This window comes from Foliimonas ilicis (assembly GCF_039939195.1).
GTDB lineage: Bacteria > Pseudomonadota > Alphaproteobacteria > Rhizobiales > Rhizobiaceae > Foliimonas > Foliimonas ilicis.
Genome location: NZ_JBDUUH010000002.1, coordinates 167,734 through 194,209, shown reverse-complemented (window position 1 = coordinate 194,209; position 26,476 = coordinate 167,734). Strand labels below are relative to the sequence as shown.

Genomic DNA, 26,476 nt, shown 5'->3' with positions numbered 1-26,476 from the left:
TTTCCCAGAGTTTGCACATGAATATCTTCGCCGATTTTAGCGAGCGGATCACAAAGATCGTTCAAGCCCTTGATTTGAAAGACAAGGATGGCGCTGCACTCGATCTGTCGCGCATCACTGTCGAGCCGCCGCGCGACGCGACCCATGGCGATCTGGCAACGAATGCCGCGATGGTGCTGGCAAAGCCGGTCGGGCAGAACCCGCGTGCGCTTGCCGAGCGCATCGTTGCAGCGCTTGGTGAAGATTCCGATGTTGCAAAGGCGGAAATCGCCGGGCCGGGCTTCGTCAATCTGAAGCTGCATGACAGCTACTGGCAGACACATCTCGCAACGATTCTGGACAAGGGCGCCGATTATGGCCGCTCAAAGGTCGGCAAAGGCCGCAAGGTCAATGTCGAATATGTTTCGGCAAACCCGACCGGTCCGATGCATGTCGGCCATTGCCGTGGCGCGGTCGTCGGCGACACGCTGGCAAACCTGCTGGGCTTTGCCGGATACGACGTCACCAAGGAATATTACATCAACGATGCCGGTGCGCAGATCGACGTTCTGGGGCGTTCGGCCTTTTTGCGCTACCGCGAGGCGCTGGGCGACGACATCGGCGAAATCCCGGCTGGCCTCTATCCGGGCGATTATCTCGTGCCGGTGGGTGAGGCGCTGGCGAAGGAATTCGGGCGCAATCTTCTGCAGATGCCGGAAGAGGAATCCCTGGCGCTGGTCAAGGATCGCACCATCGACGCCATGATGGATATGATCCGCGACGATCTCGCTCTCTTGAATGTGCGCCACGAATTGTTCTTCTCGGAGCGCAAGCTGCATGCAGATGGCGGCAGCGCCATTCGCTCGGCGATCACCGATCTGAAGCTCAAGGGCCATGTCTACAAGGGCACGCTTCCGCCGCCCAAGGGGCAACTGCCAGACGATTGGGAAGACCGCGAGCAGACGCTGTTTCGCTCGACCGAGATCGGCGACGACATGGATCGTCCGCTGGTGAAGTCCGACGGCGCCTATACCTATTTCGCTGCCGACGTTGCCTACATGAAGGACAAGATCGCGCGCGGATTCGAAGAGCTGATCTTCGTTCTGGGTGCCGACCATGGCGGTTACGTCAAGCGTATGCAGGCGCTGGCGAACGCGCTTTCGGACGGCAAGGTCAAGCTCGACATCCTGCTTTGCAACCTCGTAAAACTCTATCGCGATGGCGAACCGGTGCGCATGTCGAAGCGGTCGGGCGACTTCGTGACGCTGCGCGAAGCGGTCGAAGAAGTCGGTCGCGACCCGATTCGCTTCATGATGCTCTACAGAAAGAGCGATGCGCCGCTCGATTTCGACTTTGCGAAGGTGACGGAGCAGTCGAAGGACAATCCGGTCTTTTACGTGCAGTATGCGTCTGCCCGCAGTCACTCCGTTTTCCGGCAGGCTGCGGAGCAGTTGCAGGCTACCGATTTCAGCCGCGAAGGCTTGAAGAGCGGGGTTTCCAAGCTGTCCGACGAGGCTGAGCTGGGTATGATCCGCAAGCTTGCCGAGTATCCGCGACTGGTTGAATCGGCTGCCCAATCCATGGAGCCGCACAAGCTCGCATTCTACCTGTTTGATGTCGCCAGCAGCTTCCATGCTTTGTGGAATCGCGGCTCAGATAACCCGGACTTACGGTTTGTTAAGGTTAACGATCCAGTATTGACCCATGCCAGACTCGGGCTGGTGCAGGCTGTTTCGGACGTTTTGTCGTCAGGCCTGGCGCTTATTGGGGCGGAAGCACCCAAGGAAATGCGCTAGGTTACCGGAAGAACCTGTCACCTTTTGCCCACAATGCGCTGGTATGGCCCAACCCTGCGCGACGTCCGTGGCGTCCGATTGAGTGCGAGTTCGGAAAAAGAACATGGCAGAGAGAAACAATCTGAGGATTGCTGATCGCGGCGAGGTTTCCAACGAAGACCCGTTTGCAGAACTCACCAGAATAATGGGATTTGACCCGCGTCAGCCGGTCGGTTCTGAAAATGAGGTGGCCGCACAGTCGGCCTCCGCAGATCATCTGGGCGAGGACGATTTCAGCATCGATCTCGAAAAGGAGCTTCTCGGCGAGTTCTCCCTTGAGGATGATGCGAGCGAGCAGCCTTATGAGGCGGCGGCCTACGAGCCGGTCGCTCCTGAACCGGCCAGCACGGTGACGGACCAGCCTTTCGAGCAGGATTACGCGCCCGTCGCTCACGAATATTCCGAAGATGAGCTTGCCGCTTCCTTCGAGCAGGAATTCGCGGTCGATACGTCCTGGCAGCCGCAGCCTGCGGATGCGCAGCCTTACGCGGAAAGCGCTGAGGTCGAGGCCGTCTCCTACGGTCAGGAAGGCGAGGATTTCTCCTCCGATTTCGATTCTGCGCTCGCGGAAGTCGATATGGATTTCGGTTCGTCGCTGCCTCCGTTCGAGAGCAGTGCAGAGCTTGAGCCTGCAGAAATCGAAACTGAAGATCATTATCAGGTAGAGGCTCCAGCACCTGTCGCTGCCGCGCCTGCAGCCGAACTGAGCCTTGAAGACGAGCTGAATGCGCTTTTGGGCAATATGGACCCGGCCAGCAGCCCGCAGCCTGCGTCCGTTGAATATAACGCACCGGAAGCAGTCGCGCCGGAGCCAGTTCAGGCCTTCGATCCGGCAGAGATGAATTTCTCGGAAGACGATCTGGCCTTTGACGAGCCTTCGCTCGAGGTCAGCCATTTCGAGGCTCCGCAGGAACAGCCGGTTTACGCGTCATCGCATTATGAAGACGATGCTGTTGCCGAGCAGGAGCAGGATTTCGCATATGAAGCCGAAGACCAGCCGGTTGTAGAAGAAGCGGCGAATTTCGAGCATGCGAACTACGTGGATTATTCGGCTTCCACTCAGCCGGAGCCTGCCTTCGACGCTCAGGAGGCCGTAGAGGCTTCCGAGGTCGATCCGCTCGAAGAACTCGCGGCGCTGACCAATTACACGCCGCAGGACACGCATGTCTGGAGCAGGCAGACGCCGACCCAGTATTACAATGAGCCGCAGGCTGAAGAACCCGTTGCTGAAGCGGCTGTTGCGGAAACCGCGCACTATGTCGATGAGCAGGATGATGTTGCGCCGGTCGCAGCGACGTCCGACGCAGGCATTCCCGACATCGAAACCATCGATGTGCCGGAACAGGCAATCGCGCTTGCGGACGATCTCGATCTTCCGGAATTGGCTCATGAGGAAGATGTTCCGTCTGCCGCAGCCTATGACGATCTCGACGCAGAGTTCGCCAATCTGCTGAACGACATGAATCCGAGCGAGCCGGAAGCACCGGCAGCGACTGCTGCTGCGGAAACCGATGCGCTGGACGATTTCGGGTCCGATTTCGATCTGACGCTGGATGACGATGCGCAGGCGGCCCCTGCTTCCCAATATGGTTACGCTGCAGCCGGTGTTGCCGCTGGCGTCGGAGCCTATGCTGCAGGCAATGCCTACGCCCGTGCCAATCAGACTGCACCGGCCGCCGGCACTCCTGCCGATCCTTATGCGAATTTCGCGACCGATGACTTTTTCGGTGGCAATTCGAGCAATGGCTACCAGCAGGGTGCAGCCGACGATCTCGGCTATGATCCGTCTCTCGACGAGGAAATGGCGCTTCCCGAATATCAGGAGGTCCGCCAGGAACCCAAGCGCCGTGGTCTGATGATCGCTGCCCTAGTTGGTGGTGTGGCCATTCTCGGTGGCGTCGGTGCGCTGGCATTCTCCTTCGGTGGCGGCAGCGGCTCCGATGCGCCTGCAATCGTCCGCGCGGACGATTCGCCAATCAAGGTCCGGCCGGAAAATCCGGGCGGAACGACGATCCCGAATCAGGACAGCAAGGTTTACGAAAGCGTGGCCCGTTCCGGCCCGCCGTCTGAAACGCCTGCAAACACCGGCCCTGCACAGGAACAGCTTGTCACAACGGCTGAAGAGCCTGTCGACATCACCGCCCGTGCAAACGAAGAAGCCAATGACGCTATGCCTCTTGGCGACGACGAAAATCTGCCGGGTGTCGCCATGAAGTCGGAAGATCGTCTGCAGCCTACGCAAGCGGGTGCCGACAATACGGCGGCAAATGAAGTCGCAGCCGTTGCACCGCGCAAGGTTCGTACCATGGTCGTGCGTCCGGACGGTTCGCTTGTTCCTCGTGAGGAACCGGCGGCAGCACCAGCACAGACCGCCGATACCGCTTCGGAAGGCGTTCTGGCACCTGTTGCCTCGACCGGTGAGACGACCGCATCGACTGGCCCGGCACTTGCGCCGCAGCCTTCCAACAATGCGCCATCCGCTATGCCATCGACCATGGAAGCCGCACCGTCGCGTCCGGCAAACCAGCCGGTCAATGTTGTCGGCGAAGTTCAGCCGCAGCAGGTTGCAGCAGCCGCACCTGCGGCAGGAGCAGCAGCAGGCGCCTGGGCAATGCAGATCGCATCGCAGCCAAGCGAAGCCGCCGCACAGTCGAGCTATCAGGATCTGTCGCGTCGCTACAGCAGCGTTCTCAACGGACGTCAGCCGAGCATCGTGAAGGCCGAGATCGCCGGCAAGGGAACATTCTGGCGGGTTCGCATCCCGGCCCAGACCCGCAATGAAGCGGTCACGCTTTGCGAAAGCTACAAGGCTGCTGGCGGAAACTGCTTCGTTTCCCGCTAAACGACACAGTCGCAATTCGAAAAGCCGGCGCGAAAATCTCGCGCCGGCTTTTTCCGTTCTGGATGGCCGGGCTTATTCCCGGTAGTTCCAAATGTTGCTGTCCGGTCCTAATATCGATCGCATGAGCGAATCAAAATCCATGATTCTCGGCTGTGCCGGGACCAGCCTCACCGAAGACGAAATCCGCTTTTACAGCGACGAGCGTCCGTGGGGCTTCATACTGTTTGCAAGAAACATTGTAGAGCCGGCGCAGGTACGTGATCTGGTTGCGAGCATGCGAGACAGTGTCGGCAGGCCTGAGGCTCCGGTATTCATCGATCAGGAAGGCGGACGCGTTCAGCGGCTTCGACCGCCGATTGCGCCGAACTATCCTGCCGCGGCAGCGCTTGGCGCGATCTACAAGCAGGATCGTGAAGCGGGCCTGCGTGCAACATGGCTGCTGTCTCGCCTTCACGCGCTCGATCTTTCGCGACTTGGTATTACGTCAGATTGCCTGCCGGTGCTCGATGTTCCGATTGAGGGCGCCAGCGATGTCATCGGCGCGCGTGCCTATGGCAAGGATCCGAAGATCGTCGCGGAACTGGGCAGGGCGGCATGCGACGGTTTGCTGGCAGGCGGCGTATTGCCCGTCATGAAGCATATTCCGGGGCATGGCCGCGCATTCGCGGATACGCATTTCGAACTGCCGACCGTAGATACGCCGCTCGATGAGCTGCGCCGCCATGATTTCGCGCCTTTCAAAGCGCTGAATAACATTCCGATGGCGATGACCGCACATGTCGTCTACTCGGCAATAGACCCTGAAAATCCGGCAACGACTTCGGCAAAGGTAATCCAGAGCATCATTCGCGAGGAAATCGGCTTTGACGGTCTTTTGATGAGCGACGATACCTCGATGAAGGCACTTTCTGGGGATTTCCCGTCAAAAGCGGCGGCAATCCTTGCGGCAGGTTGCGATCTGGTCCTTCACTGCAATGGAATTATGGAAGAAATGGCGGGCATCGCCTCGCGCACCGATGCGTTGACGGGTATGTCTTTGGAGCGTGCGCAGCGTGCACTTCAAATGCTGAACGAAGGCGACGGGCTCACCGAGACGGATTTGCGCGCAGAATTCGCATCCTATTTCGAGGCAGTCGCCTAGGGAGATCGAGAAAACCGTGGCCAATGCATTGGAAAGTAAGGTCGGCAAGGCCACTCCGATGGATCGGCTGTGGACGGACAATGACGAGAATCGCGGTGTCAGCGAACCCTCGCTCGTCGTTGATGTCGCTGGTTTCGAAGGCCCGCTCGACCTGCTCCTTCATCTGGCTCGCACGCAAAAGGTCGATCTGGCGCGTATCTCGATTGTGGCGCTCGTCGAGCAATATTTGAAGTTCATCGACGGCGCGCGCGCCATGCGGCTTGAACTGGCCGCAGATTATCTCGTCATGGCTGCATGGCTGGCCTATCTGAAATCCAAGCTGCTCATTCCCAAATTGCCTGGCGACGAGGGCGAAAGCGGCGAAGAACTGGCCGCAACGCTCCAGTTTCGCCTGAAGCGTCTCGAAGCGATGCGCGATGCGGCAGCCCGCCTCGTCAACCGCAACAGGCTCGGCCGCGATGTGTTCGCGCGTGGCATGCCTGAAATGGTGATCATCGAAAAGCGCAACGAATACTCGGCCACGCTCTACGATCTGCTCAAGGCCTACGCGATCCAGCGCCAGCGCCTCATCGTCAACAATGTGCATATCGCCAAGCGCGGTGTGTGGTCGCTCAAACAGGCAAGGGACATTCTCACCCGCCTCGTCGGCGGTCTGGACGATTGGACGGCGCTCGACCGGTTTCTTATCGAATACATGACCACGCCGCAGGAGCGTTCCACGGCAATTGCCAGTTCTTTCGCGGCCAGCCTCGAAATGGTGCGGGAGGGGCAAATCGAAATGCGCCAGCAGGAAGCCTTTGCACCGCTTTATCTGCGCAATCGCATCCGACCCTCCGAAACTCCGGACACGGCCTCATGAGCGGCTCGAACGTCATTCCGCTGCTTTCCGGCGAAGACGATGACGCGGTGGAACACGGCACGCGGCCGGAAATCTCCGAGATCATGCGCATGGCCGAAGCGATTGTCTTCGCAAGTGCTGAGCCGGTCAGTGAGCGCGCGCTTACTGAGCGCCTTCCCGAAGGTGCCGATATCGCGCTCGTCATGACGCAGCTTCAGCGGCTTTATGCGGGCAGGGGCGTCAATCTCGTTCGCGTCGCCAATTGCTGGGCCTTCAGGACCGCTGGCGATCTGGCTTTCCTTATGAGCCGCGATGCGGTTCAGCAGCGCAAGCTTTCGCGTGCCGCTTTGGAAGTTCTGGCGATCATCGCCTATCACCAGCCGGCTACGCGCGCCGAAATTGAGGATATTCGGGGCGTCGAAACATCCAAAGGCACACTCGACACGCTTCTGGAGACCGAATGGATGCGCATGCGCGGCAGGCGCAAGACGCCGGGCCGACCTGTGACCTATGGCACGACCGATTTGTTTCTCGATCATTTCTCGCTGGAAGAGCTTCGCGATCTGCCCGGTGTCGAGGAATTGAAGGGAGCGGGTCTGCTTTCGGCGCGCATGCCTTCGAATTTCAGCATGCCGCTGCCACCGAGCGAGCCGGACCTTTTGACCGAAGACGAAGACCCGCTTACAGACATAGACTTGGAAGAACTGGGGCTTTTGACGCCCCGGGTCACCGATGATTGAGCGCATCGGAACTATGTGTGGTGAGTAGGGTGGCATCAGGTAAAAAGGCGGAAGCTTCTTCCCGCGTCACGGCAGGCGTGACCTTTGCCGCGCGCCTTTCGTTCGAAAACATCACGCATTCCTTCGGCCCCGATGCGGAAACGCTGCGCGACGTATCGCTGGCCGCGGAACCGGGTGAGGTGCTTTGCCTTCTGGGGCCATCCGGTTCAGGCAAGACGACGCTGCTACGTATCGCCGCCGGTATCGAGAGCCAGAAAACCGGAAAAGTCATGCTCAATGAGCGTGAAATTGCCGGGCCATCGGTGTTTTTGCCGCCGGAAAAGCGCTCGATCGGGCTGGTTTTTCAGGATTTCGCGCTCTTTCCGCATATGACGATCCTGCAGAATGTCTCTTTCGGGCTGACCGCGCTCTCCAAGGAAGAGGCGCAGCGCGAGGCGCTTATCGCGCTTTCGCGGGTCGGGCTGGAACATTATGCGGGCTCTTATCCGCATGTTCTGTCAGGCGGCGAGCAGCAGCGCGTGGCATTGGCGCGGGCGCTGGCGCCGCGTCCTGCCGTGCTTTTGATGGACGAACCCTTTTCCGGTCTTGATTCGCGCCTGAAGGATTCGGTGCGGGCCGAAACGCTGGCGATTTTGCGCCAAAGCCGCGCGACCGCCATAGTCGTTACCCATGATGCCGAAGAGGCAATGAGGATGGGCGACCGGATCGCCCTTCTGAAAGACGGGAAGCTGATACAGGTCGGACGTGCGGAGGATCTTTATCTTCACCCGAAAAACCTGTTCGTCGCGGGCTTCTTTTCCGAGCTGAATGTATTCAACGGCTCGGTGAAGGGCGGTATGGCGCAAACGCCGCTTGGCCCTGTCGATGCACAAGGCGCGCGGGAAGGCTCGAATGTAAGCGTTGCGGTTCGCTTGACCGGGTTTGACGCGAGCGACATGCAAGGCGATATCGAAGCTCGAATCTTGTCGAGGCGATATCTGGGCGTCGTGGAACTGCTCGAATTTGCCATTCCCGGCACCGACGCTACCGTGCGTGCGCGCATACGCTGCGGCTCATTGTCCCCAGGCATACGCGATGTCTGGCTTTCATTGCGAAAGTCTGACGTACTTGTGTTTGAAACCGAACAAGAAAAAGAATAGATCAAATCTAGGAAACGGTTTGAAAGAGAGTTTGATATGGGTTCGTTCTCAATCTGGCATTGGCTCATCGTCTTGGTGGTCGTTCTGTTGCTCTTCGGGCGCGGCAAGATCCCGGAACTGATGGGCGACATGGCCAAGGGCATCAAGAGCTTCAAAAAAGGCATGTCTGACGAAGACGAGACGGCAGACAATGCAAAAACGGTCGAACATCGCTCGGACGAGACGGTGGACGCGGCTAAGGAAAAGGCCAGCAAGAGCTGATCTGATTCCACAAAGGGCCGGGTTGTAAAACATGTTCGAAATCGGATGGAGCGAGATGCTCGTGATCGCGATCGTAATGATCGTGGTCGTGGGGCCGAAGGACTTGCCGAAAATGCTTCGTACCATCGGCAAGATGACCACGAAGCTGCGCGGCATGGCCGGTGATTTCCAGAAGCAGTTCAACGACGCGCTCAAGGAAGCCGAACTCGACGATGTGAAGAAATCCATCGACGAGCTGCGCGGCCTTAATCCGGCGAACGAGATCAAGAAGCACATCAACCCGTTCGAAAAGGCGGCATCCGACGTGCGCTCCGGCCTCGACGCGGCGTTGAAGCCGAAGCCAGACACTGCAGCTCAGGCTGCCAACCCGGAAGTCCATGCCGCCGAACCGTTAAAGAACGGCAGCGCGGATCTGCCCGGCGCCACGGCTGCGCCGGTTATTGCAAGTGCTGCAAAGCCTAAGCCAAAGGCTGCTTCAGCCGCAAAGGCTTCGAGCGCAAAGCCGAAAGCTGCTGCCAAGCCGGCAGCCACGGCGAAAGCTCCCGCAGCCGCTAAACCTGCCAAAAAGACAGCAGCCAAGGCTCCGGCCAAGGCCAAAGAAAAGTCAGGGCCTGCGAAGTGAGTGCCGATCAGGACGAAATCGACAAGTCATCTGCTCCGCTTATGGAGCATCTTATCGAGCTTCGCAGACGCCTTATCTGGTCGATCGGCGGCTTCTTCATTGCGTTTCTGGTCTGCTTCTTCTTCGCAAAGCAGCTTTTCAACCTGCTGGTCATCCCTTTCAAATGGGCAACCGCATGGGCGGGATTGGCCAGCCACAAGGTTGAGTTGATCTACACGGCCCCGCAGGAATTCTTCTTCACGCAGATCAAGCTCGCAATGTTCGGTGGCATTGTCATCGCATTCCCGCTGATCGCCACGCAGATCTACAAATTCATCGCGCCGGGCCTCTACAAGAACGAGCGCGGAGCGTTTCTGCCGTTCCTGATTGCCTCGCCGCTGCTCTTCCTGCTCGGCGCTGCACTGGTCTATTTCTTCTTCACGCCGATGGTGATGTGGTTCTTCCTCGCCATGCAGCAATCGGGCGCGGATGGCGAAGTCCAGATTTCGCTGCTGCCGAAAGTTTCGGAATATCTCAGCCTCATCATGACGCTGATCTTCTCCTTCGGCCTGGTGTTCCAGCTTCCGGTGGTGACGACGCTGATGGCGCGTGTCGGTCTGGTGTCCGCGCAAGGTCTTGCCGACAAGCGCAAATGGGCGATCGTATCTGCCTTTGTGGTGGCTGCGGTTCTCACCCCGCCGGACCCGATCAGCCAGATCGGCCTTGCCCTTCCGACCATCCTTCTTTACGAGATTTCAATCTGGTCCGCCCGGATGATCGAACGGAAACGCGAACAGGAAAGAGTGGCGCGCGAAAAGGAAGAAGCCGAGGCAGAAAAAGCCGAAAAGACTTCCGAATCGTCTCCTCTCGAAAGCTGAGCTTTGCCTGACTGGCGCCGATAGCGTTTTGCATCCGTAGCGGACATTACGAAACAATGCCCGTCCGGATTTTTTGAAATGCTCGATATAAAATGGATTCGCGAGAACCCGAAAAACCTCGTTGATGCGCTGGTAAAGCGCGGCCAGCCGGAACATGCCGCGCAGGCTTCCGTCGATGATCTGCTGTTGAAGGACGAGGAGCGTCGCGCTCATCTGGGCGAACTCCAGATCAAGCAGGAGCGCCGCAACGCCGCGTCCAAGGAAATCGGAAACGCGATGCGTTCCGGGGATTCGGAACTAGCCAACCGGCTCAAGCTCGAAGTTGCCGACATCAAGAGCTTCATCCAGAATGGCGAGGCGCGCGAGCGTGAACTCGATGAGACGCTGGCGCTGGCGCTGGCAGTTCTTCCCAACATTCCGCTGGACGATGTTCCCGTTGGCGCCGACGAGAGCGACAATGTCGAAGTCCGCAAGGTCGGAAACGCTGCGACGCCGAATTGGGCCAAGGAGCATTTCGAGATCGGTGAAGCACTTGGCCTCATGGATTTCGAGCGTGCCGCAAAGCTTTCCGGCTCGCGCTTCACGATATTGAAAGGGCAACTCGCGCGTCTCGACCGTGCGCTCGGCCAGTTCATGCTCGATCTGCACGCGACAGAGCATGGCTATACCGAAGTTCAGCCGCCGCTGCTGGTTCGCGACGATGCATTGTTCGGCACCGGCCAGCTTCCGAAATTCGAGGAAGATCTGTTCTTCACGCCGCATTCAGGCGGACGGCTTGGCCTTATCCCGACAGCAGAAGTCCCGCTAACCAATCTTGTTCGCGAAGAAATTCTGGATCACGAAAAGCTGCCCCTGCGCTTTACCGCGCTGACGCCGTGCTTCCGCTCGGAGGCGGGGTCTGCCGGTCGCGACACGCGCGGCATGCTGCGCCAGCATCAGTTCTACAAGGTCGAACTCGTGTCGATCACCGATGCCGACTCCTCGATCGAGGAGCATGAGCGCATGACTGCATGCGCCGAAGCGGTGTTGAAGAAGCTCGAACTTCCCTTCCGCACGGTCGCCCTTTGCACGGGCGATATGGGTTTTGGCGCGCGCAAGACATATGACATCGAAGTCTGGCTGCCGGGGCAGAAGGCCTATCGCGAGATTTCGTCCTGCTCGACCTGCGGTGATTTTCAGGCGCGCCGCATGGATGCACGTTACCGCTCGAAGCTCGATCGCTCGACGCGCTTCGTACACACGCTCAACGGTTCGGGCACGGCAGTCGGCCGTGCACTGATCGCAGTTCTCGAAAATTATCAGAACGAGGACGGCAGCGTAACAATTCCTGAAGCCCTTCGCCCTTACATGGGTGGTCTGGAACGAATTGGACGTTGATGAATGCGAATTCTGCTTACCAATGATGACGGTATCCACGCTGAGGGCCTGGCCTCGCTGGAGCGTATCGCAAGAACGATTTCGGACGATGTCTGGGTCGTCGCGCCTGAAACGGATCAATCCGGCTTTGCGCATTCGCTGTCTCTTTCGGAGCCGCTGCGCCTGCGAAAGCTCGATGACCGTCACTTCGCGGTTCGCGGAACGCCCACCGATTGCGTCATCATGGGGGTTCGCAAAGTGCTGCCCGGACCGCCGGATCTCATTCTCTCCGGCGTGAATGCCGGTTCGAATGTCGCCGACGACGTGACCTATTCGGGAACCGTGGCCGGTGCGATGGAAGGCACGCTTCTCGGCATCCGCTCCATCGCGCTCAGCCAGGCTTACAATACAAGCCCGGACGGACGCCTCGTAAACTGGGGCACGGTCGAAGCGTTAGCGCCTGCGATTCTCGGCAGGCTCTTGAAGCTCGATCTGCCGGAAGGTGTTTTCCTGAACGTCAATTTCCCGAATTGCGAACCGCAGGAAGTCACCAAAACGGTCGTCACCAGCCAGGGCAAACTTGCGCATGGCCTGAACCTCGACGAGCGCGTCGATGGTCGCGGCTTTCCATATTTCTGGCTGCGCTTCACGCGCGAAAAGGCCGAATACCGTGAGGGGACCGATCTTTACGCGGTCCGCAACAATTGCGTTTCGGTGACGCCGCTCAAGCTCGATCTCACGGCGCATGAATTGCGCGATCAATTGACCAAGGCGCTTGCATGAATGGCAATGCGGAAGATCGTGAAGGCTTTGCCGCCTTCATGTTGCGGCTGCGCGGACGCGGCATCGTTCCCAAAGATCTGATCGAGGCTTTCGAGGCGACCCCGCGCCGTGCGTTCCTGCCAGCCCAATGGCAGTCGCTGGCGTGGTCGGATCGCATGCTGCCCATCGAATGCGGCGAGGCGATCGAAGGCACGGATTTGCAGGCAGCGATCATTGCAGCACTCGGCATCGAATCGGGCCACCGCGTTCTCGAAATAGGCACCGGCTCTGGCTACACTGCAGCCGTCATGGGGCGCCTCGCAGCCCGCGTTGTCACCATCGAGCGTTTCAAGACACTCACCGATCAGGCCAAACAGCGATTTGAAGCGCTCGGCATCACCAATGTTTTCGCCCGTCAGGCAGACGGTTCGAACGGACTGGCAAGCGAGGGGCCTTTCGACCGTATAGTTGTCTGGGCTTCGTTCGACAGCCTGCCGCGCGGTTTCGTCGATCAGTTATCGAGCGGCGGCGTCATGGTCGCGCCGATCGGCCCGGATGAGGGCGAGCAAGCCGTTGCAAAGCTTACGAAGACCGGCAGCCGATTCGAGCGCGAGGATATCGGCATCGTGCGTTTGCAGCCCATTGCCAAGAGCGTCGCTGCTGCAATTTAAGCGTCGGTTTTCGCGAATTTTAGGCAATTTCCTGCGAAAAGCGTCAGATCCGGCCCGTTCCTTAACCGTGCAGTAAGATTAACGCGATTTAATCATAACTAGTTTGTTATCGAGTACGCGGGTAGTTGCAATGCACTTAAATGATTTGAGGACAACAAAGCGGACTCTGGTGCGTGGTGCAGCAATTTTCCTGCTGGCCGGAACCGCAGCAGGTTGCAGCGGGCAGATGTCTCGCTTCAACAGCTCCGATGACCTTTTCACCGCTTCGACGTCGAGCCAGCCTCCCGCGTCGGTGCAGAGCCAGCCATTCCCCGGCGATGTTGCTGCCGCGCCCGCATCGGGTACGGTTTCTCGCGGAAGCCTTCCGCCGGTCGGCGGTGCGTCCCAGCAGGCGGCTCCATCTCTCGCGCCGCTTAGCAGCAGCCCGCGGTACAGCGCTCCCCAGGGCAATGAGACATTCGGCCAGCAGAACGTCGCTGCCGCACCTGTGCAGGCAGCGCCCGCTCTGGCGCCAGCCCAGAACAATTCGACCAATACCGCGCCGGGACGAGGTGCTCCTGCACAGAATCTCGGTGTGCTGCCAGCCGCGCCCAAGCCGACGGCTCCGAGCAGTCAGGCATCTGCCGGTACCGCAGGCGGTGGTTACAAGGTCCAGCCCGGCGATACGCTTTCGAAGATTTCCCGCAACACGGGTGTCAGCGTCGATACTTTGAAGTCCGCAAACAATATGCAGGACGGCAATATCCGCATCGGCCAGACGCTGGTCGTGCCGGGTGCCGGGTCGCAGGTCGTGGCAAGTGCTGCTCCGGCCGCACCAAAGCCTGCCGCTCAGCCGGTCGTCGCTGCCGCTCCGCAGCCCCAACAGCCGGCTGCACCGCAGCAGCCTGCTCAGGCAGCGCCGACGCAAGGTTACACGCCGCCGAAGCAGTCTGAAAAAGTCATCCAGCAGGCATCCCTGTCTCAGGAAGAAGCACCGGATGCCACCGGCATCGGCAAGATGCGCTGGCCAGTCCGCGGTCGTGTGATTTCGAAATTCGGCGCCGGTGGCGGAAAGACTAGCGATGGCATCGACATCGCCGTTCCTGAAGGCACCTCGGTCCGCTCGGCAGAAAACGGCGTCGTGATCTACGCTGGCGATGGCCTGAAAGAGTTCGGCAACACCGTTCTCGTGCGCCACGAAGATGGCCTCGTGACCGTCTACGGTCATGCAAGCTCGCTCAAGGTTTCGCGTGGCGATACGGTGAAGCGCGGACAGGAAATCGCACTTTCGGGCATGAGCGGTTCGACCGACTCGCCCAAGCTGCACTTCGAAGTCCGCAAGAATTCGTCCCCGGTCGATCCGACCGGTTACCTTCAGTAGTCTGCGCCTCGCCGCTCTCGCTTGGCCTGAAGGCCAACAAGGAACGATTGCGGGCCGCCTGACCTCCAGTCCTGCCCGTCTTCCGTGCCCGTCCCTGAAAAGGGGCGGGCTCTTCAACAAAAAGATCTAGTCCTTGAGCTTTTTGCCAAGGCTGCCTGCCAGTTCCTGAATGAACTGGAAGGCGACGCGGCCAGAGCGGCCGCCGCGCGTCGTTGACCATTCCAGCGCCTGCGCGCGCAGGCTTTCCGGGTCGATCTTCAGATCGTGGTAGCGCACATAACCTTCCACCATGTCGAGATATTCGTCCTGCGAGCATTTGTGGAAACCGAGCCACAGGCCGAAACGGTCGGACAGCGAAACCTTTTCTTCCACCGCTTCCGAAGGATTGATCGCGGTCGAGCGCTCATTGTCGATCATGTCGCGCGGCAGAAGATGCCTGCGGTTCGACGTTGCGTAGAAAATCACGTTGTCAGGGCGACCCTCGACGCCGCCTTCAAGTGCTGCCTTCAGCGATTTATAGGACGTGTCGTCGTGATCGAAGGAAAGATCGTCGCAGAAAAGGATGAAGCGGAATGGCGCTGCCTTCACCAATGACATGAGGCGCGGCAGCGTATCGATGTCCTCGCGGTGGATTTCTATGAGCTTGAGTTTGCTCTCGCGGTCCTTGTCGGCATTGATCGTCGCGTGAACGGCCTTCACCAGCGATGATTTCCCCATGCCGCGCGCGCCCCATAGAAGAACGTTGTTGGCTGGAAGGCCGGAAGCGAAGCGCTGTGTATTGTCCTGAAGAATATCGCGGACATGATCGACGCCGCGGATCAGGCCGATATCCACGCGGTTGACGCGAAGCACCGGATCGAGCGCGAAATTTTCAGCCGACCACACGAAGCAATCCGCCGCATTCAGATCCGTCGCGACCTTCGGTGCAGGTGCGATGCGCTCTATGGATTCGATAAGCCTGTCCAGCTTTTGAGCGAGTATTTCAATGGCGTTGTCGGTCATTCTATGAAGTTCTTTCGCATTAACTCGGCTCGTGGGGCATTAACACGCTCATTAAGGGCGGAAAAGGCGGCACAACAGGGAGAACTGTTGTTGCAATAGGCACTTTAGCGATTATATTCCGGCCAACTTTTACGGGGAGCGCGCTCCTCACGTTTTCAGGAGCTTTAAATGTCCGCAGGCGGCACCCCAGACATCTTCATCAGCATTCTGCCTTTCGTGCTGATTTTCGTCATCATGTACTTCCTCATCATCCGCCCGCAGCGCCAGCAGCTCAAGAAGCGCGGCGAAATGCTTGCTGCGGTTCGTCGCGGCGACACCGTCATCACCGGCGGCGGTTTTATCGGCAAGGTGACGAAGGTTGATGAAAACGAACTCGAAATCGATCTCGGCGGCGGCACCAAGGTTACGGCACTGCGTTCGACGATTTCGGATGTGCGCGTGAAGGGTGAACCGGTCGCGAACCAGAACGCCAAGAGCTAACGGTCTCTAAGACTTTTCCAAAGTCTGAATTTCTTTGATCCCGGAACGCCCTGCGTTTCGGGATCATTTGTTTTTACTGCCTTTTTTCGTCGTTACGCCGCCCATATCGAAGTGCAGGCGTTTCGATAGTAAGATTGCGCGTTGATTCGATGCTGAAGCGGCGCTGAAGGGCAGGGACGGCGGATTGTTCCGCGGTCGTTGATTGCCTTGCCGCTGACAGTGCGTGGAGCCTGAGGGGCACGATGCTTTATTTCTCGCGCTGGAAAACGATCCTGATCTGGCTCGTCGTTGTGGTGGGCGCACTGTTTGCCGCGCCGAACCTGCTTTCGCCATTGGCGCGCCAATCCTTGCCCGACTGGCTGCCGAAAAGCCCCATGGTGCTGGGCCTCGATCTGCTTGGCGGATCGCACATTCTGCTTTCGGTCGAACGCGAAGGCTTGATCGAGCAGCGGCTCGATGCCGAGCGCAATCAGATACGCACACTGCTGCGCGCCGCCAATATTGCCTATTCCGGTCTTTCGAATCAGGATCGAAGCGTTCAGCTCCGTATCAACGATCCGGGGCAGGTCGATGCCGCGAAGGCAGCATTGGCGCCGCTTTTGCAACCGATTGCGACGGGTTTCTTCGGCAACAGCACTGTCGAAGAGTTGCGTCTCGAAACGCCTGAACCGAACCTCTTTCGCTATACGCTGACCAATGACGGCATCGCCTATCGGCGTGAAATCGCCGTCCAGCAATCCGTCGACGTGCTTTCACGCCGTGTGCTGGAACTGGGCAGCGTCAACCCGATCATCGAGCAACGCGGCGATGGCCGGATTCTCGTGCAGGTTCCCGGTCTGCCGGATTCGCAGCGTCTCAAGGATATTCTCGGCCAGACCGGCAATCTGACCTTCCAGATGGTCGATGACAGCATGCCGGTGCAACAGGCGCTGGATACGGCACCGCCTGCCGGTTCGAGCATCGTTTCGACCGCCGACGATCCGCCCACGCTCTATCTGGTCAAGGACCGCGTCTGGGTGTCTGGTGCCAACCTTGTCGATGCACAGCCGACCTATAGCGGCCCATCGCCTGCAGTCGCCTTCCGCTTCGATGCAGAAGGAACGGCGGCATTCGGGCAGATGACGACGGAAAATGTCGGTCGCCAGTTCGTTATGATGCTGGATGGGGCGGTTATTTCCGCACCGAATATCCGCGAACCGATCGTCGCCGGAACCGGGCAGGTGGCTGGCGATCTCGACGCTGAAAGCGCCAACGATCTGGCCGTGCTGCTGCGTGCAGGCGCTTTGCCCGCCGACCTTACGATCGTCGAGGAACGTTCCGTCGCTCCAAGCCTCGGCTCCGCCGCAAAGGATTCCAGCTATCTCGCTGCCTTGATTGCCGGCGCTCTGGTCGTCGCGTTCATGATACTGAGCTACGGTTGGCTCGGCGTCATCGCCAATCTGGCGCTGGTCGCGAATGTCGTGCTTATCATCGCAGCACTTTCGTTCCTGGGCTCGCCGCTCACTCTGCCCGGCATTGCCGGCATCATCCTGACGATGGGCATGGCGGTCGATTCGAACGTCATCATCTATGAGCGTATCAAGGAGGAGCGACGGCTCGGAAAATCGCTCGTCCAATCCATCGATGCGGGCTTTTCGCGCGCTGTTTCGACGGTTTTCGACGCCAACATCACCACCTTCATTGCCGCCGCCATCCTTTTCTATCTCGGCTCAGGCGCAGTGCGCGGTTTTGCCGTCACGGTGGCGCTCGGTATCGTCACGACGCTGTTCACAGCCTTCACTCTGACGCGCTGGCTGGTTTCGGTCTGGTTGCGCAAAACGCGCCCGACGGAAATGCCGCATGGCATCATGAAGCTGGTGCCGGAAGACACCAGAATCCCATTCATGGGATTGCGCAAATATGCCTTCACACTGTCGGCCATTCTTTCCATCGGAACCGCGGTGCTATTCCTGACGAAGGATTTGAATTACGGCATCGATTTTAGCGGCGGCTCGATCATCGAAATGCAGGCCAATGCGGAAAATGCTGATGTGAACGACGTCAGCGAACGCGTGTCGGAGTTGAATCTCGGCGAGGTCGAGCTTCAACCGCTATCGCAGAAGGTTCTACAGGTTCGGATCGCCGCGCAGCAGGGCGGCGACAATGCGGAACAGTCGGCGGTCGACAAGCTGCGTCTGGAATTCGGCCAGGAATACGATTTCCAGCGTGTCGAGATCGTCGGCCCGACGGTTTCGAATGAACTGGCGCGTTCGGCCGCGAGCGGAATTCTGGCAGCACTTGCAGCCATGCTGCTTTATGTCTGGATGCGCTTCAAATGGCAGTTCGGTCTGGGCGCAGTCTTCACGACGCTGCATGACGTGATCGTCATGGTCGGTTTCTATGTGCTGACCGGGATCGAGTTCAATTTGACGAGCATAGCGGCGATCATGGTCATCGTCGGCTACTCCATCAACGATACGATTGTCGTTTATGACCGGGTGCGCGAGAATTTACGCTTGCATCCGCGTATGCCGATAAGGCAGTTGCTCAATATGTCCATGAACCAGACTCTCTCGCGAACGCTGCTTACCGGGATCACGACGCTGCTGGCGCTCGGCGCGCTTTACGTGTTCGGCGGAAGCCTGATCAGCCCGTTCGCCTTCGCCATGATCTTCGGCGTGCTGTTTGCCACCTATTCCTCGATCTTCGTCGCTGGCCCGCTCTTGATCCTGTTCAAGTTGCGGCCAGACGGGACCGATATTGGCAGGGCGGCGCCGAAATTTGCGCCCTCAGTGGGCAGTTAGTTCATGACGAAGGGAATTCTTGTTCGCGACGCCCATTTTCCGGGCCGCGCCCCCATTGAAGCCTATGGCAATGGCGGGTTCCGCTTTGCCGATATGTCGCATCGCGGCTCGATCCTTTGCCTGCCTTCGGGGATACATGGCTGGACGCCTGCCGATCCAGCGCGGCTGAGTGTCGAGGATTTCGCGCTGCTTCTGGCGGAAAGCGCATCCGTCGAGATTCTTCTGGTCGGAACCGGAAATGATCTGCGACCGCTTCCCGCAGCCCTTCGCGAAGCGTTCCGCAATGCGGGCATTTCCGCCGATCCGATGTCCACCGGAGCGGCTGTGCGCACTTACAATGTGCTGCTTGCCGAAGAGCGCGCCGCTGCCGCAGCACTAATCGTTGTGGACTGACGTGAAGAACAACGCCGACATCGTTCTGGAAAACGTACGTTCCACTGATCGCGACCGCTATCTGACGACGCTTTATGCGCCCGAAGGCAAGCGCGGCGCGCTTCTGGCGCTCTATGCCTTCAATGCGGAGATCGCCAGCGTGCGCGATCGCATCCGCGAGGCGCTGCCCGGCGAAGTACGCCTGCAATGGTGGCGCGATGTGATCGAGGCGGGCGCGGATGATGACGCTTCGGGGCATCCCGTTGCCGAGCAGCTTTTATCCGCTATTCGCGAATATGGCCTGCCGAAGCAGGCGTTTCTCGACTATCTCGAAGCGCGCATTTTCGATCTTTACGATGATCCGATGCCGTCTCGAACCGATCTCGAAGGTTATTGTGGCGAAACGGCAGGCGCGATCATCCAGCTAAGCGCGCTTGTGCTCGATCCTGCCGCTGCGGCCGGTTCCGCCGAGGCGGCAGGCCACGCCGGTTGCGCGCAGGCGATGACGGGAATCCTAACGCTTTTGCCAATCCATCGCGCACGCGGGCAATGTTTCATCCCACGCGATCTTCTGGCGGCCGCAGGCACGACGCCCGAGGAGTTTCTGGAGAGCAAGGATTCGCCGTCTGCCTTGGGTGCCGTGTCAGCGATGACGGCGCTTGCCCGCGAGCATCTCGTCGCCTTCGAAAGCCGCGCCAGCCAATTGCCGGAAAGTTTGCGCCCGGCATTTCTGCCGCTGGCGCTGACAAAATCTGTATTGGCAGAGGTGGAAAAACACCCGCGCGACCTGCTGCTAGGAAAGCTCGGGCAGGTTTCGCAATGGCGAAAACAATGGCTGCTTTTTCGCCGCGCAACGCGCGGCTGGGCCGCCTGATTATTCGGCGGCCTGTACTTCTTCAGCGGGAGCCAATCCCAGCCACTCGCGGCAATCTGCCAAGGCACGACCAGTGATAGCCTGGCGCTTTGCGATCGTTTTTTCCTTACCACGAAAGCGTTTGCCTTCGGGTTTTTGAATTTCCACAGGCGGAAACAGGCCGAAATTGACATTCATCGGCTGGAAAGAGCGTTTTCCGGGTTCATCATCCGAAACGATATGCCCGCCGGTGATGTGGTTCAGCAATGCGCCGAAGCCCGTCGTTACCGGCGGCAGTTCAAGCGCATGGCCCAACAGCTCCGCAGCGGCGAAGCGTCCGGCCAGAAGCCCGATTGCAGCGGATTCGACATAGCCTTCGCAGCCAGTGATCTGGCCCGCAAAGCGCAAGCCCGGACGGCTTTTCAGTTGCAGGGTTGGGTCAAGAAGTGTCGGTGAATTGATGTAGGTATTGCGGTGCAGACCGCCGAGACGTGCGAAATCCGCGTTTTCGAGGCCGGGAATCATGCGGAAAATGCGAACCTGCTCGCCATGTTTCAGCTTCGTCTGGAAGCCGACCATGTTGTAGAGCGTGCCGAGCGCATTGTCCTGACGTAGCTGGACGACCGCATAGGCCTTTTCATCGGGCTTGTGCGCGTTGGTCAGGCCCATCGGCTTCATCGGGCCGTGCCGCAGCGTCTCGACGCCGCGCTCGGCCATGATCTCGATCGGCAGGCAGCCATCGAAATAGGGCGTGCCTTCCCATTGCTTGAATTCGGTCTTGCCGCCGTCGATCAGCGCCTGGACGAATGCGAAATACTGCTCCTTGTCCATCGGGCAGTTGATGTAGTCCTTGCCCGTCCCGCCGGGACCGACCTTGTCGTAGCGCGACTGGAACCAGCAAGTGTCCATGTCGATCGTATCGAAATGGATGATCGGAGCAATCGCGTCGAAGAAAGCCAGTGCGTCGGCGCCGGTTTCGGCAGCGATTGCCTCTGCCAAAGCAGGTGCAGTCAAAGGGCCGGTGGCGATGATCGTCTGGTCCCAATCCTGCGGCGGCAGGCCTGCGACTTCCTCGCGGCTGATCTCGATCAACGGATGCGCTTCGATGCGGGCAGTCACGGCTTCTGCGAATCCATCGCGATCCACCGCCAGCGCACCGCCGGCAGGCACCTGATTGGCATCGCCTGCACTCATGATCAACGAGCCTGCAAGGCGCATTTCTGCATGAAGCAGGCCAACGGCGTTGTTTTGAGCATCGTCGGAGCGGAAGGAATTGGAGCAGACGAGCTCGGCAAGACTGTCGGTCTTGTGGGCATCGGTGCCGCGCACCGGGCGCATTTCATGAAGCACGACGGACACGCCTGCCTGCGCTGCCTGCCATGCGGCCTCGGACCCGGCCAAACCGCCGCCGATAATGTGCAAAGTTTTTGTCATGAGGGGGAAATAAGCCGATGTTCGGCACAATGCAATCGGGAGAAAGACGTCCGATTGGTCCTAGCTGGACCCCAGATACAACAACACCCGCCGAGGGAGGAGGTTCGGCGGGTGTCGTTTTGAGCGACCAGCAATCGGGAGGAGGTGAAAGCTGGTCGTATCCATCAAGGCCTGGGAGGAGGTAGGCCTCGACGAAATTCCTTTTTAGACCGACTTGCGAGCGACGAAAGGAATGTCGCTGCGGCTGATGCCGAGATCGGTGAGTTCGCGGTTCGAAAGGCGGCTCAGCTCCGAGACGGTTTCACGGTAGCGGCGCCAGTTGCGGTAGTTGCGGATCAGGTTCATGATTGTTCTCGTTTCTTCACTAGGATCATTTATTCTTGCTTACGAGGCGTAGATAGGCTTGTTCATTTCGCTTTTGAATAGCTATCGTTGCATGGCTGCAATGCAAATTGTGCAATGCAACATGAATGGCATTTCGGGACTCATTAGCCGGATCACCGAAACGAAAAAGCGCCGTAACCTCAGCGGCTTGAAAAACTTCGCTCTTATTTCTAGCGTTTTAGGGAAAATGCATGGCGGGCTACTCCACAAGGGTAAAGCGGGACATCGCGCGGTGGGTCGAAAACGGCTTTATCGACGCTTCGACCGGAACCATTCTGGCAACCGATGTCGAAGCAAACGAACGCCGTTTTTTGAGCTTCGGGAACATTCTGGCGATCATGGCCGCGTTGCTGTTTTCAGCAGCGATCCTGATTTTCGTCGCCGCCAACTGGGAAATGATCCCGCGCCTGGCACGCGTGCTTCTGCTGTTTGCCGTCATCGCCACCGGCTACATCGGCGGCGCGCTATTGAAACTGCGCGACCACGATGCGCTTGCTCAGGCGCTATGGCTCATAGCCGCCGCTGCGTTCGGCGGATCGATAGCGCTGATCGGCCAGATGTATCACCTGTCGGGAGACGAAGCCTCCGCGATCATCGTCTGGCTCTTAGGAACGGCGCTTGCCGCTATCCTGCTGCGCTCAGGCCCATTGACGGTCGCCAGCGCCGGTATAGCCATGGCCTGGCTGTTCGTAAGCGAAATCTCGATCTGGGACTATAACCCGCTCTCGCATCTGTATTTGCTGCTCGCCGCTGGCGTCTGGCTGATTTCCTATTGGACGCAAAGCCGTGCCGCGCGCCATGTCATCCTGCTTTCGCTCATTTTCTATATGGCGTTTCTCGCCGCCGCCCATGACCTGATCCCGATCGCGGCAGCGCTTTCGGTTATTTCGGTGCTGGTTTTCATCGCTTCCGTCTATCTGCCGGAGCAGGTTGAAAAGATCGTGCGCCTCGATGGCGGTTTGCCCATTCATGGGCTGCTCGGCTTTTTGACGGGTATGGCGATCATTCAAATCGATCAGGTGGATGAAACTGCGTCGCTTGTGGTGACGGCCTTGGTCGTCTTTGCCGGAACAGCCGCTGCGGTCGTGCTGGCAGGACGCGAAAGCCGCGCGCTGCGCTGGCTGGCATATCTCGGCTTCAGCCTGGAACTTTGCTTCGTCTATGGAGTGATGATGGGTACCATGCTTGGCACGGCAGGCCTGTTCCTCGCATCCGGGCTTGTGCTTGGACTTGCAGCTTACATCATCATCCGCATCGAAAAGCGCATGAAAACGCCTGCGGCAGCGGGGGGAGCAGCATGATGGCCCGCCACCGCCTTTTGATCTCGGCCATTGTCCTTGCCGCCCTGCAAATCGGTTTCCTGTCATGGATGATTGCCGGACGAGCAGCCATCATCCGCCAGGGGCAGGAGGTTCTGCTGAAAGTCGAGCCTGTCGATCCGCGCGATCTGCTGCGTGGAGATTATGTGCGGCTAGGTTACGATATTTCACGCGTCCCGCTTACGATCATCACGGACAAGCCTTCCGAGACGGAATTGCTCGAGGGCCGAACGATCCATGTTCGCCTCAAATCGGGTGAGGACAATTATTGGCACGCGATCTCAGCGTCGTTCGGCCCGCTGCCATCACCCGCCGAAGGCGAGGTCAACATCAAGGGCACCGTCTCCTCGCGCTGGTTTGCCGAACAGGACGCGACGCTTCTCGTCGATTACGGAATCGAACGCTTCTATCTGCCGGAAGGCGAGGGCAAGGACATCGAACGCGACATGCGCCTGCGCAGCTTCGCGATCCGGGCTGCAGTCTCAAGCGATGGCACCGCCCAGATAAAATCGCTGCTCGACGGCGATGTCGTTCTCTACGATGAGCCTCTTTATTGAGGTTCGTCGCTCAGGCAATGAAGTCTTTGAGATTGTGGTGCGGGTAGAGGGACTCGAACCCCCACGCTTTTGGCGCCAGAACCTAAATCTGGTGCGTCTACCAATTCCGCCATACCCGCGCGGAATGCCAAATCTCACGTGGCCATCATTCTGTCAATGTCCGGCGCGACATGATCTCTGCCGGATATGCGAAGATAGTTGAAAATTAAGCCCGCCTGTGACAAAAGGCGGGGCAAATGTGACGGGATATGACGATCCGCTTTTGACGGATGTAGTAAGAAGCAGGAAAAACAAACACTTACTTGCATTCTTGAAGCGTATCTCCAAGAACATTTGGTTCCACGCGGGTATCGGCCTGCCGTGGTTCCGGTTCTCTCCCTCACCGAAAGCCACCCCGGCAAGAAATTCCGGCAGGCTGAACGGTAGCGCCGTTTATGCAAACGGCATTCGTGAAAACAAAGGTTTGACAATGCAGGTAACCGAAACGCTTAACTCCGGCCTGAAACGCGAAATCAAGGTCACCGTACCCGCCGGAGATTTGGAAGCCAAACTCCTGGCGCGGCTCTCGGATGCCAAGGACAAGGTTCGCATCAACGGCTTCCGCCCCGGCAAGGTGCCGATGCAGCACCTGCGCAAGGTGTACGGCAAGTCCTTCATGGCCGAAGTGGTCAATGAAATTCTCAACAACTCCGCCCGCAACATTATCAGCGAGCGCGGCGAAAAGGCTGCAATGCAGCCTGAGGTCATCATGACCGAAGATGAGAAGGAAGCAGAAAAGATTCTGGCCGGTGGTTCGGATTTCGAATTCCAGCTCGCTTATGAAATTATCCCGGTCATCGAAATCCAGGATTTCTCCAAGATTGCCGTCACCCGTCAGGTTTATGACGTGGCTGAAGAGGAAATCGACGAGCAGGTCCGCCGCGTCGCAGAATCGTCGCGCACCTTCGAGACCAAAAAGGGCAAGGCCGAAGACGGCGACCGCGTGACGATCGACTATGTCGGCAAGATCGACGGCGTTGCATTCGACGGCGGCACCGGTGGCGATCAGCCGCTGGTTCTCGGCTCGAAAGAGTTCATCCCGGGCTTCGAAGAACAGCTCGTCGGCACCAAGGCTGACGACATAAAGCAGATTACCGTAACCTTCCCGGAAAACTACAACGCAGCCCATCTTGCAGGCAAGGAAGCGACCTTCGACGTCACCGTCAAGGAAGTCGCCAAGCCGGGCAAGCTCGAGCTCAACGACGAGACGGCCAAGAATCTCGGCCTCGAATCGCTCGACAAGCTGCGTGAAATCGTTCGCGGCCAGATCGAAAACCAGTTCGGTCAGGTCACGCGCCAGAAGATCAAGCGCCAGCTTCTCGACCAGCTCGACGAAGCCTACAAGTTCGAGGCGCCTTCGAACCTCATCGAAGCCGAGTTCAACAACATCTGGAATCAGGTGTCGCGCGATCTCGAGGCCGCCGGCCGTACCTTCGCTGACGAAGAGACGACAGAAGAAGAGGCACGCACTGAGTATCGCCGTCTGGCCGAGCGCCGCGTGCGCCTTGGCCTGGTTCTTGCCGAAATCGGCGAGAAGGCAGCGGTTCAGGTCACCGACGAAGAACTTCAGCGCGCCCTGTTCGAGACGATCCGCCGCTTCCCTGGCGATCAGCAGCAGGAAGCCTTCGAATTCTATCGCGGCAACCCCGACGCGCTGACCTCCATCCGCGCACCTCTCTTCGAGGAAAAGGTCATCGATCACCTGCTTTCGCAGATTTCCGTGACCGACCAGAAAGTCAGCAAGGACGAGTTGCTTGCTGACGACGAGGAAGGCGAGGAAAAGGCAAAGCCTGCCAAGAAGGCGTCGAAGAAGAAGACCGACGACGACAAGGCAGAAAAGAGCGAAGAGCCTAAGAAGAAGGCCGCTCCGAAGAAGAAAGCCGCCAAGGAAGGCGACGCCGAATAATCTTCGGGTTTTATGAAAAAGAAAAGCCGCCGGGTAAAACCGGCGGCTTTTTTGTTGGAGGAATGAGTTGCTAGAGCTTTTTGGTTTTCATGGAATCGCGAGGCACCCCCCTCTGTCCTGCCGGACATCTCCCCCTCAAGGGGCAGTGTTTACATTGGACTCGTAATGAGATGCCTGTTGAAGAACAGTGCGAGGGTTATGTCGAGCATTTGATGGGTTTTTGAAAAGCGCTTTGATCGCCGGTTGAAGCGGGCGAGGTTGTCGCGGATCGATGAGTTGGACGCCTCGATCAGATGTGTCTGCGCCTTGGTCTGGGTATGAGGCTCGCCGATCCCCATGCGCTCGAAGGCCAGATGATAGCAGGAGTTGGCATCGGTATAGATCGCCTCGATCGTGCCCACGGCCTGTTTGACGAGCCGGTAGATGGTCATGGCGCTCGTCACGCCTGATAGGCAACGACCCGGTTCTGACGGCGGCTGAAGGCGGTCCAGATCACCGCCCGCTGCTGTTTTTTTGAACGAAAGTATAGATCTCGTCCATCTCGATAATGTCGGCCTCAGCCACACAGGCTGGGCCAGACTTGGCCAGCCGCGCCTGAACGGCCTCATGCTCCTTGCGTATCCAGCGCAACACGCCGGCCGGCGAGGCGCCGACAAAGCGCGCGATTTTGCGGATGCCGACATTGTTGAGATACATGTCCACAGCCTGCGCTTTGGTTTGCGGGCTGAACCGGCGAGGCCTATCCGTACAGTAGCGTCCGCACGACCGGCAGCAATAGCGTTGCGCCCCGTCCTTGCGACCGGTCTTGCGCAAATCCTGGCTCTGGCAATTTGGACAGTCCATCCTTTTTCTCCCCACCAAATCACATGATAGGCAGCAGAAGAATCCAAAAACAGTCGGATGTAAACAATGCCCCCTCAAGGGGGGAGATTACTTCGTCATGA

Annotated in this window: 25 protein-coding genes and 1 tRNA gene; 20 read left to right on the top strand and 6 right to left on the bottom strand. The window is 58.7% G+C overall.

Translation table 11 applies throughout. From position 1 onward, the window contains the following. Positions 1-17 precede the first annotated feature (17 nt). From argS to ABFT80_RS06380, 13 genes are all read left to right on the top strand, one after another. A complete protein-coding gene (gene argS, locus ABFT80_RS06440; protein ID WP_347971050.1) occupies positions 18-1,775 on the top strand; it encodes an arginine--tRNA ligase in 1,758 nt (585 codons plus the stop codon). Between the two features lie 103 nt (positions 1,776-1,878). Further along, positions 1,879-4,656: an SPOR domain-containing protein gene (locus ABFT80_RS06435; RefSeq protein WP_347971049.1), complete on the top strand. Its 2,778-nt coding sequence runs from the start codon at positions 1,879-1,881 to the stop codon at positions 4,654-4,656. 121 nt (positions 4,657-4,777) lie between these two features. Next, entirely contained in the window at positions 4,778-5,797 is a 1,020-nt protein-coding gene (nagZ, locus tag ABFT80_RS06430) for a beta-N-acetylhexosaminidase (protein WP_347971048.1), read from the top strand. Positions 5,798-5,855: 58 nt separating this feature from the next. Beyond that, a complete protein-coding gene (locus ABFT80_RS06425; RefSeq protein WP_347971388.1) occupies positions 5,856-6,656 on the top strand; it encodes a segregation and condensation protein A in 801 nt (266 codons plus the stop codon). Further along, entirely contained in the window at positions 6,653-7,375 is a 723-nt protein-coding gene (gene scpB, locus ABFT80_RS06420; protein ID WP_347971047.1) for an SMC-Scp complex subunit ScpB, read from the top strand. Before ABFT80_RS06425 ends, scpB begins: the two co-directional genes overlap by 4 nt. Before the next feature lie 29 nt (positions 7,376-7,404). Beyond that, entirely contained in the window at positions 7,405-8,514 is a 1,110-nt protein-coding gene (locus tag ABFT80_RS06415; RefSeq protein ID WP_347971387.1) for an ABC transporter ATP-binding protein, read from the top strand. A gap of 36 nt (positions 8,515-8,550) precedes the next feature. Then, the gene (locus tag ABFT80_RS06410; protein WP_347971046.1) at positions 8,551-8,775 is read left to right on the top strand and encodes a twin-arginine translocase TatA/TatE family subunit; all 225 of its coding nucleotides are present in this window, start codon (positions 8,551-8,553) and stop codon (positions 8,773-8,775) included. A gap of 31 nt (positions 8,776-8,806) precedes the next feature. Beyond that, positions 8,807-9,397: a Sec-independent protein translocase protein TatB gene (tatB, locus tag ABFT80_RS06405; RefSeq protein ID WP_347971045.1), complete on the top strand. Its 591-nt coding sequence runs from the start codon at positions 8,807-8,809 to the stop codon at positions 9,395-9,397. 41 nt (positions 9,398-9,438) lie between these two features. Continuing rightward, positions 9,439-10,254, top strand: coding sequence for a twin-arginine translocase subunit TatC (gene tatC, locus ABFT80_RS06400; protein WP_347971386.1), 816 nt, complete (start codon positions 9,439-9,441; stop codon positions 10,252-10,254). A gap of 78 nt (positions 10,255-10,332) precedes the next feature. Next, positions 10,333-11,631, top strand: a complete 1,299-nt coding sequence (gene serS, locus ABFT80_RS06395) for a serine--tRNA ligase (RefSeq protein ID WP_347971044.1) — start codon at positions 10,333-10,335, stop codon at positions 11,629-11,631. Between the two features lie 3 nt (positions 11,632-11,634). Beyond that, positions 11,635-12,393 carry a 5'/3'-nucleotidase SurE gene (surE, locus tag ABFT80_RS06390; protein ID WP_347971043.1) on the top strand — a complete coding sequence of 253 codons (759 nt, stop codon included), beginning with the start codon at positions 11,635-11,637 and terminating at the stop codon, positions 12,391-12,393. Beyond that, complete coding sequence (locus tag ABFT80_RS06385) at positions 12,390-13,043, top strand: protein-L-isoaspartate(D-aspartate) O-methyltransferase (RefSeq protein ID WP_347971042.1); 654 nt, start codon at positions 12,390-12,392, stop codon at positions 13,041-13,043. The genes surE and ABFT80_RS06385 overlap by 4 nt, the downstream gene beginning before the upstream one ends. A 226-nt stretch (positions 13,044-13,269) precedes the next feature. Then, complete coding sequence (locus ABFT80_RS06380; protein WP_455189896.1) at positions 13,270-14,403, top strand: peptidoglycan DD-metalloendopeptidase family protein; 1,134 nt, start codon at positions 13,270-13,272, stop codon at positions 14,401-14,403. 126 nt (positions 14,404-14,529) lie between these two features. On the opposite strand, the gene ABFT80_RS06375 is transcribed toward ABFT80_RS06380, so the two are convergent. Beyond that, on the bottom strand, positions 14,530-15,405 hold the full coding sequence (locus tag ABFT80_RS06375; protein WP_347971040.1) for an ATP-binding protein: 876 nt from the start codon (positions 15,403-15,405) through the stop codon (positions 14,530-14,532). Positions 15,406-15,573: 168 nt separating this feature from the next. Between ABFT80_RS06375 and yajC the strand changes: the two genes are divergently transcribed. The 4 genes from yajC (at position 15,574) to ABFT80_RS06355 (ending at position 19,914) form a co-directional block, all read left to right on the top strand. Then, entirely contained in the window at positions 15,574-15,885 is a 312-nt protein-coding gene (yajC, locus tag ABFT80_RS06370) for a preprotein translocase subunit YajC (RefSeq protein ID WP_347971039.1), read from the top strand. A gap of 242 nt (positions 15,886-16,127) precedes the next feature. After that, complete coding sequence (gene secD, locus ABFT80_RS06365; RefSeq protein WP_347971038.1) at positions 16,128-18,668, top strand: protein translocase subunit SecD; 2,541 nt, start codon at positions 16,128-16,130, stop codon at positions 18,666-18,668. 3 nt (positions 18,669-18,671) lie between these two features. Then, on the top strand, positions 18,672-19,061 hold the full coding sequence (locus ABFT80_RS06360; protein WP_347971037.1) for an Mth938-like domain-containing protein: 390 nt from the start codon (positions 18,672-18,674) through the stop codon (positions 19,059-19,061). Position 19,062: 1 nt separating this feature from the next. Further along, a complete protein-coding gene (locus ABFT80_RS06355; RefSeq protein ID WP_347971036.1) occupies positions 19,063-19,914 on the top strand; it encodes a phytoene/squalene synthase family protein in 852 nt (283 codons plus the stop codon). Here ABFT80_RS06355 and trmFO read toward each other — a convergent pair whose 3' ends face one another. Continuing rightward, on the bottom strand, positions 19,915-21,327 hold the full coding sequence (gene trmFO, locus ABFT80_RS06350; protein ID WP_347971035.1) for a methylenetetrahydrofolate--tRNA-(uracil(54)-C(5))-methyltransferase (FADH(2)-oxidizing) TrmFO: 1,413 nt from the start codon (positions 21,325-21,327) through the stop codon (positions 19,915-19,917). Positions 21,328-21,531: 204 nt separating this feature from the next. Further along, complete coding sequence (locus ABFT80_RS06345; protein ID WP_347971034.1) at positions 21,532-21,672, bottom strand: DUF1127 domain-containing protein; 141 nt, start codon at positions 21,670-21,672, stop codon at positions 21,532-21,534. Between the two features lie 230 nt (positions 21,673-21,902). Between ABFT80_RS06345 and ABFT80_RS06340 the strand changes: the two genes are divergently transcribed. Then, positions 21,903-23,012, top strand: coding sequence for a DUF2157 domain-containing protein (locus ABFT80_RS06340; RefSeq protein ID WP_347971033.1), 1,110 nt, complete (start codon positions 21,903-21,905; stop codon positions 23,010-23,012). Next, complete coding sequence (locus ABFT80_RS06335; protein WP_347971032.1) at positions 23,009-23,587, top strand: GDYXXLXY domain-containing protein; 579 nt, start codon at positions 23,009-23,011, stop codon at positions 23,585-23,587. Before ABFT80_RS06340 ends, ABFT80_RS06335 begins: the two co-directional genes overlap by 4 nt. A gap of 35 nt (positions 23,588-23,622) precedes the next feature. Here ABFT80_RS06335 and ABFT80_RS06330 read toward each other — a convergent pair. After that, positions 23,623-23,706 (bottom strand) — tRNA-Leu (locus tag ABFT80_RS06330). 350 nt (positions 23,707-24,056) lie between these two features. Here ABFT80_RS06330 and tig point away from each other — a divergent pair. Further along, entirely contained in the window at positions 24,057-25,532 is a 1,476-nt protein-coding gene (gene tig / locus ABFT80_RS06325; protein ID WP_347971031.1) for a trigger factor, read from the top strand. Between the two features lie 149 nt (positions 25,533-25,681). Here the strand turns inward: tig and ABFT80_RS06320 are convergent, their stop codons facing one another. Then, positions 25,682-25,963: a hypothetical protein gene (locus tag ABFT80_RS06320; RefSeq protein ID WP_347971030.1), complete on the bottom strand. Its 282-nt coding sequence runs from the start codon at positions 25,961-25,963 to the stop codon at positions 25,682-25,684. Between the two features lie 61 nt (positions 25,964-26,024). Beyond that, complete coding sequence (locus ABFT80_RS06315; protein WP_347971029.1) at positions 26,025-26,375, bottom strand: IS1/IS1595 family N-terminal zinc-binding domain-containing protein; 351 nt, start codon at positions 26,373-26,375, stop codon at positions 26,025-26,027. Positions 26,376-26,476 lie beyond the last annotated feature (101 nt).

Bases quoted from the DNA above. Each gene is read 5' to 3' on its own strand.
- argS (WP_347971050.1), top strand. From the start codon at position 18: ATGAATATCTTCGCCGATTTTAGCGAGCGGATCACAAAGATCGTTCAA.
- ABFT80_RS06435 (WP_347971049.1), top strand. From the start codon at position 1,879: ATGGCAGAGAGAAACAATCTGAGGATTGCTGATCGCGGCGAGGTTTCC.
- nagZ (WP_347971048.1), top strand. From the start codon at position 4,778: ATGAGCGAATCAAAATCCATGATTCTCGGCTGTGCCGGGACCAGCCTC.
- ABFT80_RS06425 (WP_347971388.1), top strand. From the start codon at position 5,856: ATGGATCGGCTGTGGACGGACAATGACGAGAATCGCGGTGTCAGCGAA.
- scpB (WP_347971047.1), top strand. From the start codon at position 6,653: ATGAGCGGCTCGAACGTCATTCCGCTGCTTTCCGGCGAAGACGATGAC.
- ABFT80_RS06410 (WP_347971046.1), top strand. From the start codon at position 8,551: ATGGGTTCGTTCTCAATCTGGCATTGGCTCATCGTCTTGGTGGTCGTT.
- tatB (WP_347971045.1), top strand. From the start codon at position 8,807: ATGTTCGAAATCGGATGGAGCGAGATGCTCGTGATCGCGATCGTAATG.
- tatC (WP_347971386.1), top strand. From the start codon at position 9,439: ATGGAGCATCTTATCGAGCTTCGCAGACGCCTTATCTGGTCGATCGGC.
- serS (WP_347971044.1), top strand. From the start codon at position 10,333: ATGCTCGATATAAAATGGATTCGCGAGAACCCGAAAAACCTCGTTGAT.
- surE (WP_347971043.1), top strand. From the start codon at position 11,635: ATGCGAATTCTGCTTACCAATGATGACGGTATCCACGCTGAGGGCCTG.
- ABFT80_RS06385 (WP_347971042.1), top strand. From the start codon at position 12,390: ATGAATGGCAATGCGGAAGATCGTGAAGGCTTTGCCGCCTTCATGTTG.
- ABFT80_RS06380 (WP_455189896.1), top strand. From the start codon at position 13,270: ATGTCTCGCTTCAACAGCTCCGATGACCTTTTCACCGCTTCGACGTCG.
- ABFT80_RS06375 (WP_347971040.1), bottom strand. From the start codon at position 15,405: ATGACCGACAACGCCATTGAAATACTCGCTCAAAAGCTGGACAGGCTT.
- yajC (WP_347971039.1), top strand. From the start codon at position 15,574: ATGTCCGCAGGCGGCACCCCAGACATCTTCATCAGCATTCTGCCTTTC.
- secD (WP_347971038.1), top strand. From the start codon at position 16,128: ATGCTTTATTTCTCGCGCTGGAAAACGATCCTGATCTGGCTCGTCGTT.
- ABFT80_RS06360 (WP_347971037.1), top strand. From the start codon at position 18,672: ATGACGAAGGGAATTCTTGTTCGCGACGCCCATTTTCCGGGCCGCGCC.
- trmFO (WP_347971035.1), bottom strand. From the start codon at position 21,327: ATGACAAAAACTTTGCACATTATCGGCGGCGGTTTGGCCGGGTCCGAG.
- ABFT80_RS06345 (WP_347971034.1), bottom strand. From the start codon at position 21,672: ATGAACCTGATCCGCAACTACCGCAACTGGCGCCGCTACCGTGAAACC.
- ABFT80_RS06340 (WP_347971033.1), top strand. From the start codon at position 21,903: ATGGCGGGCTACTCCACAAGGGTAAAGCGGGACATCGCGCGGTGGGTC.
- ABFT80_RS06335 (WP_347971032.1), top strand. From the start codon at position 23,009: ATGATGGCCCGCCACCGCCTTTTGATCTCGGCCATTGTCCTTGCCGCC.
- tig (WP_347971031.1), top strand. From the start codon at position 24,057: ATGCAGGTAACCGAAACGCTTAACTCCGGCCTGAAACGCGAAATCAAG.
- ABFT80_RS06320 (WP_347971030.1), bottom strand. From the start codon at position 25,963: ATGACCATCTACCGGCTCGTCAAACAGGCCGTGGGCACGATCGAGGCG.
- ABFT80_RS06315 (WP_347971029.1), bottom strand. From the start codon at position 26,375: ATGGACTGTCCAAATTGCCAGAGCCAGGATTTGCGCAAGACCGGTCGC.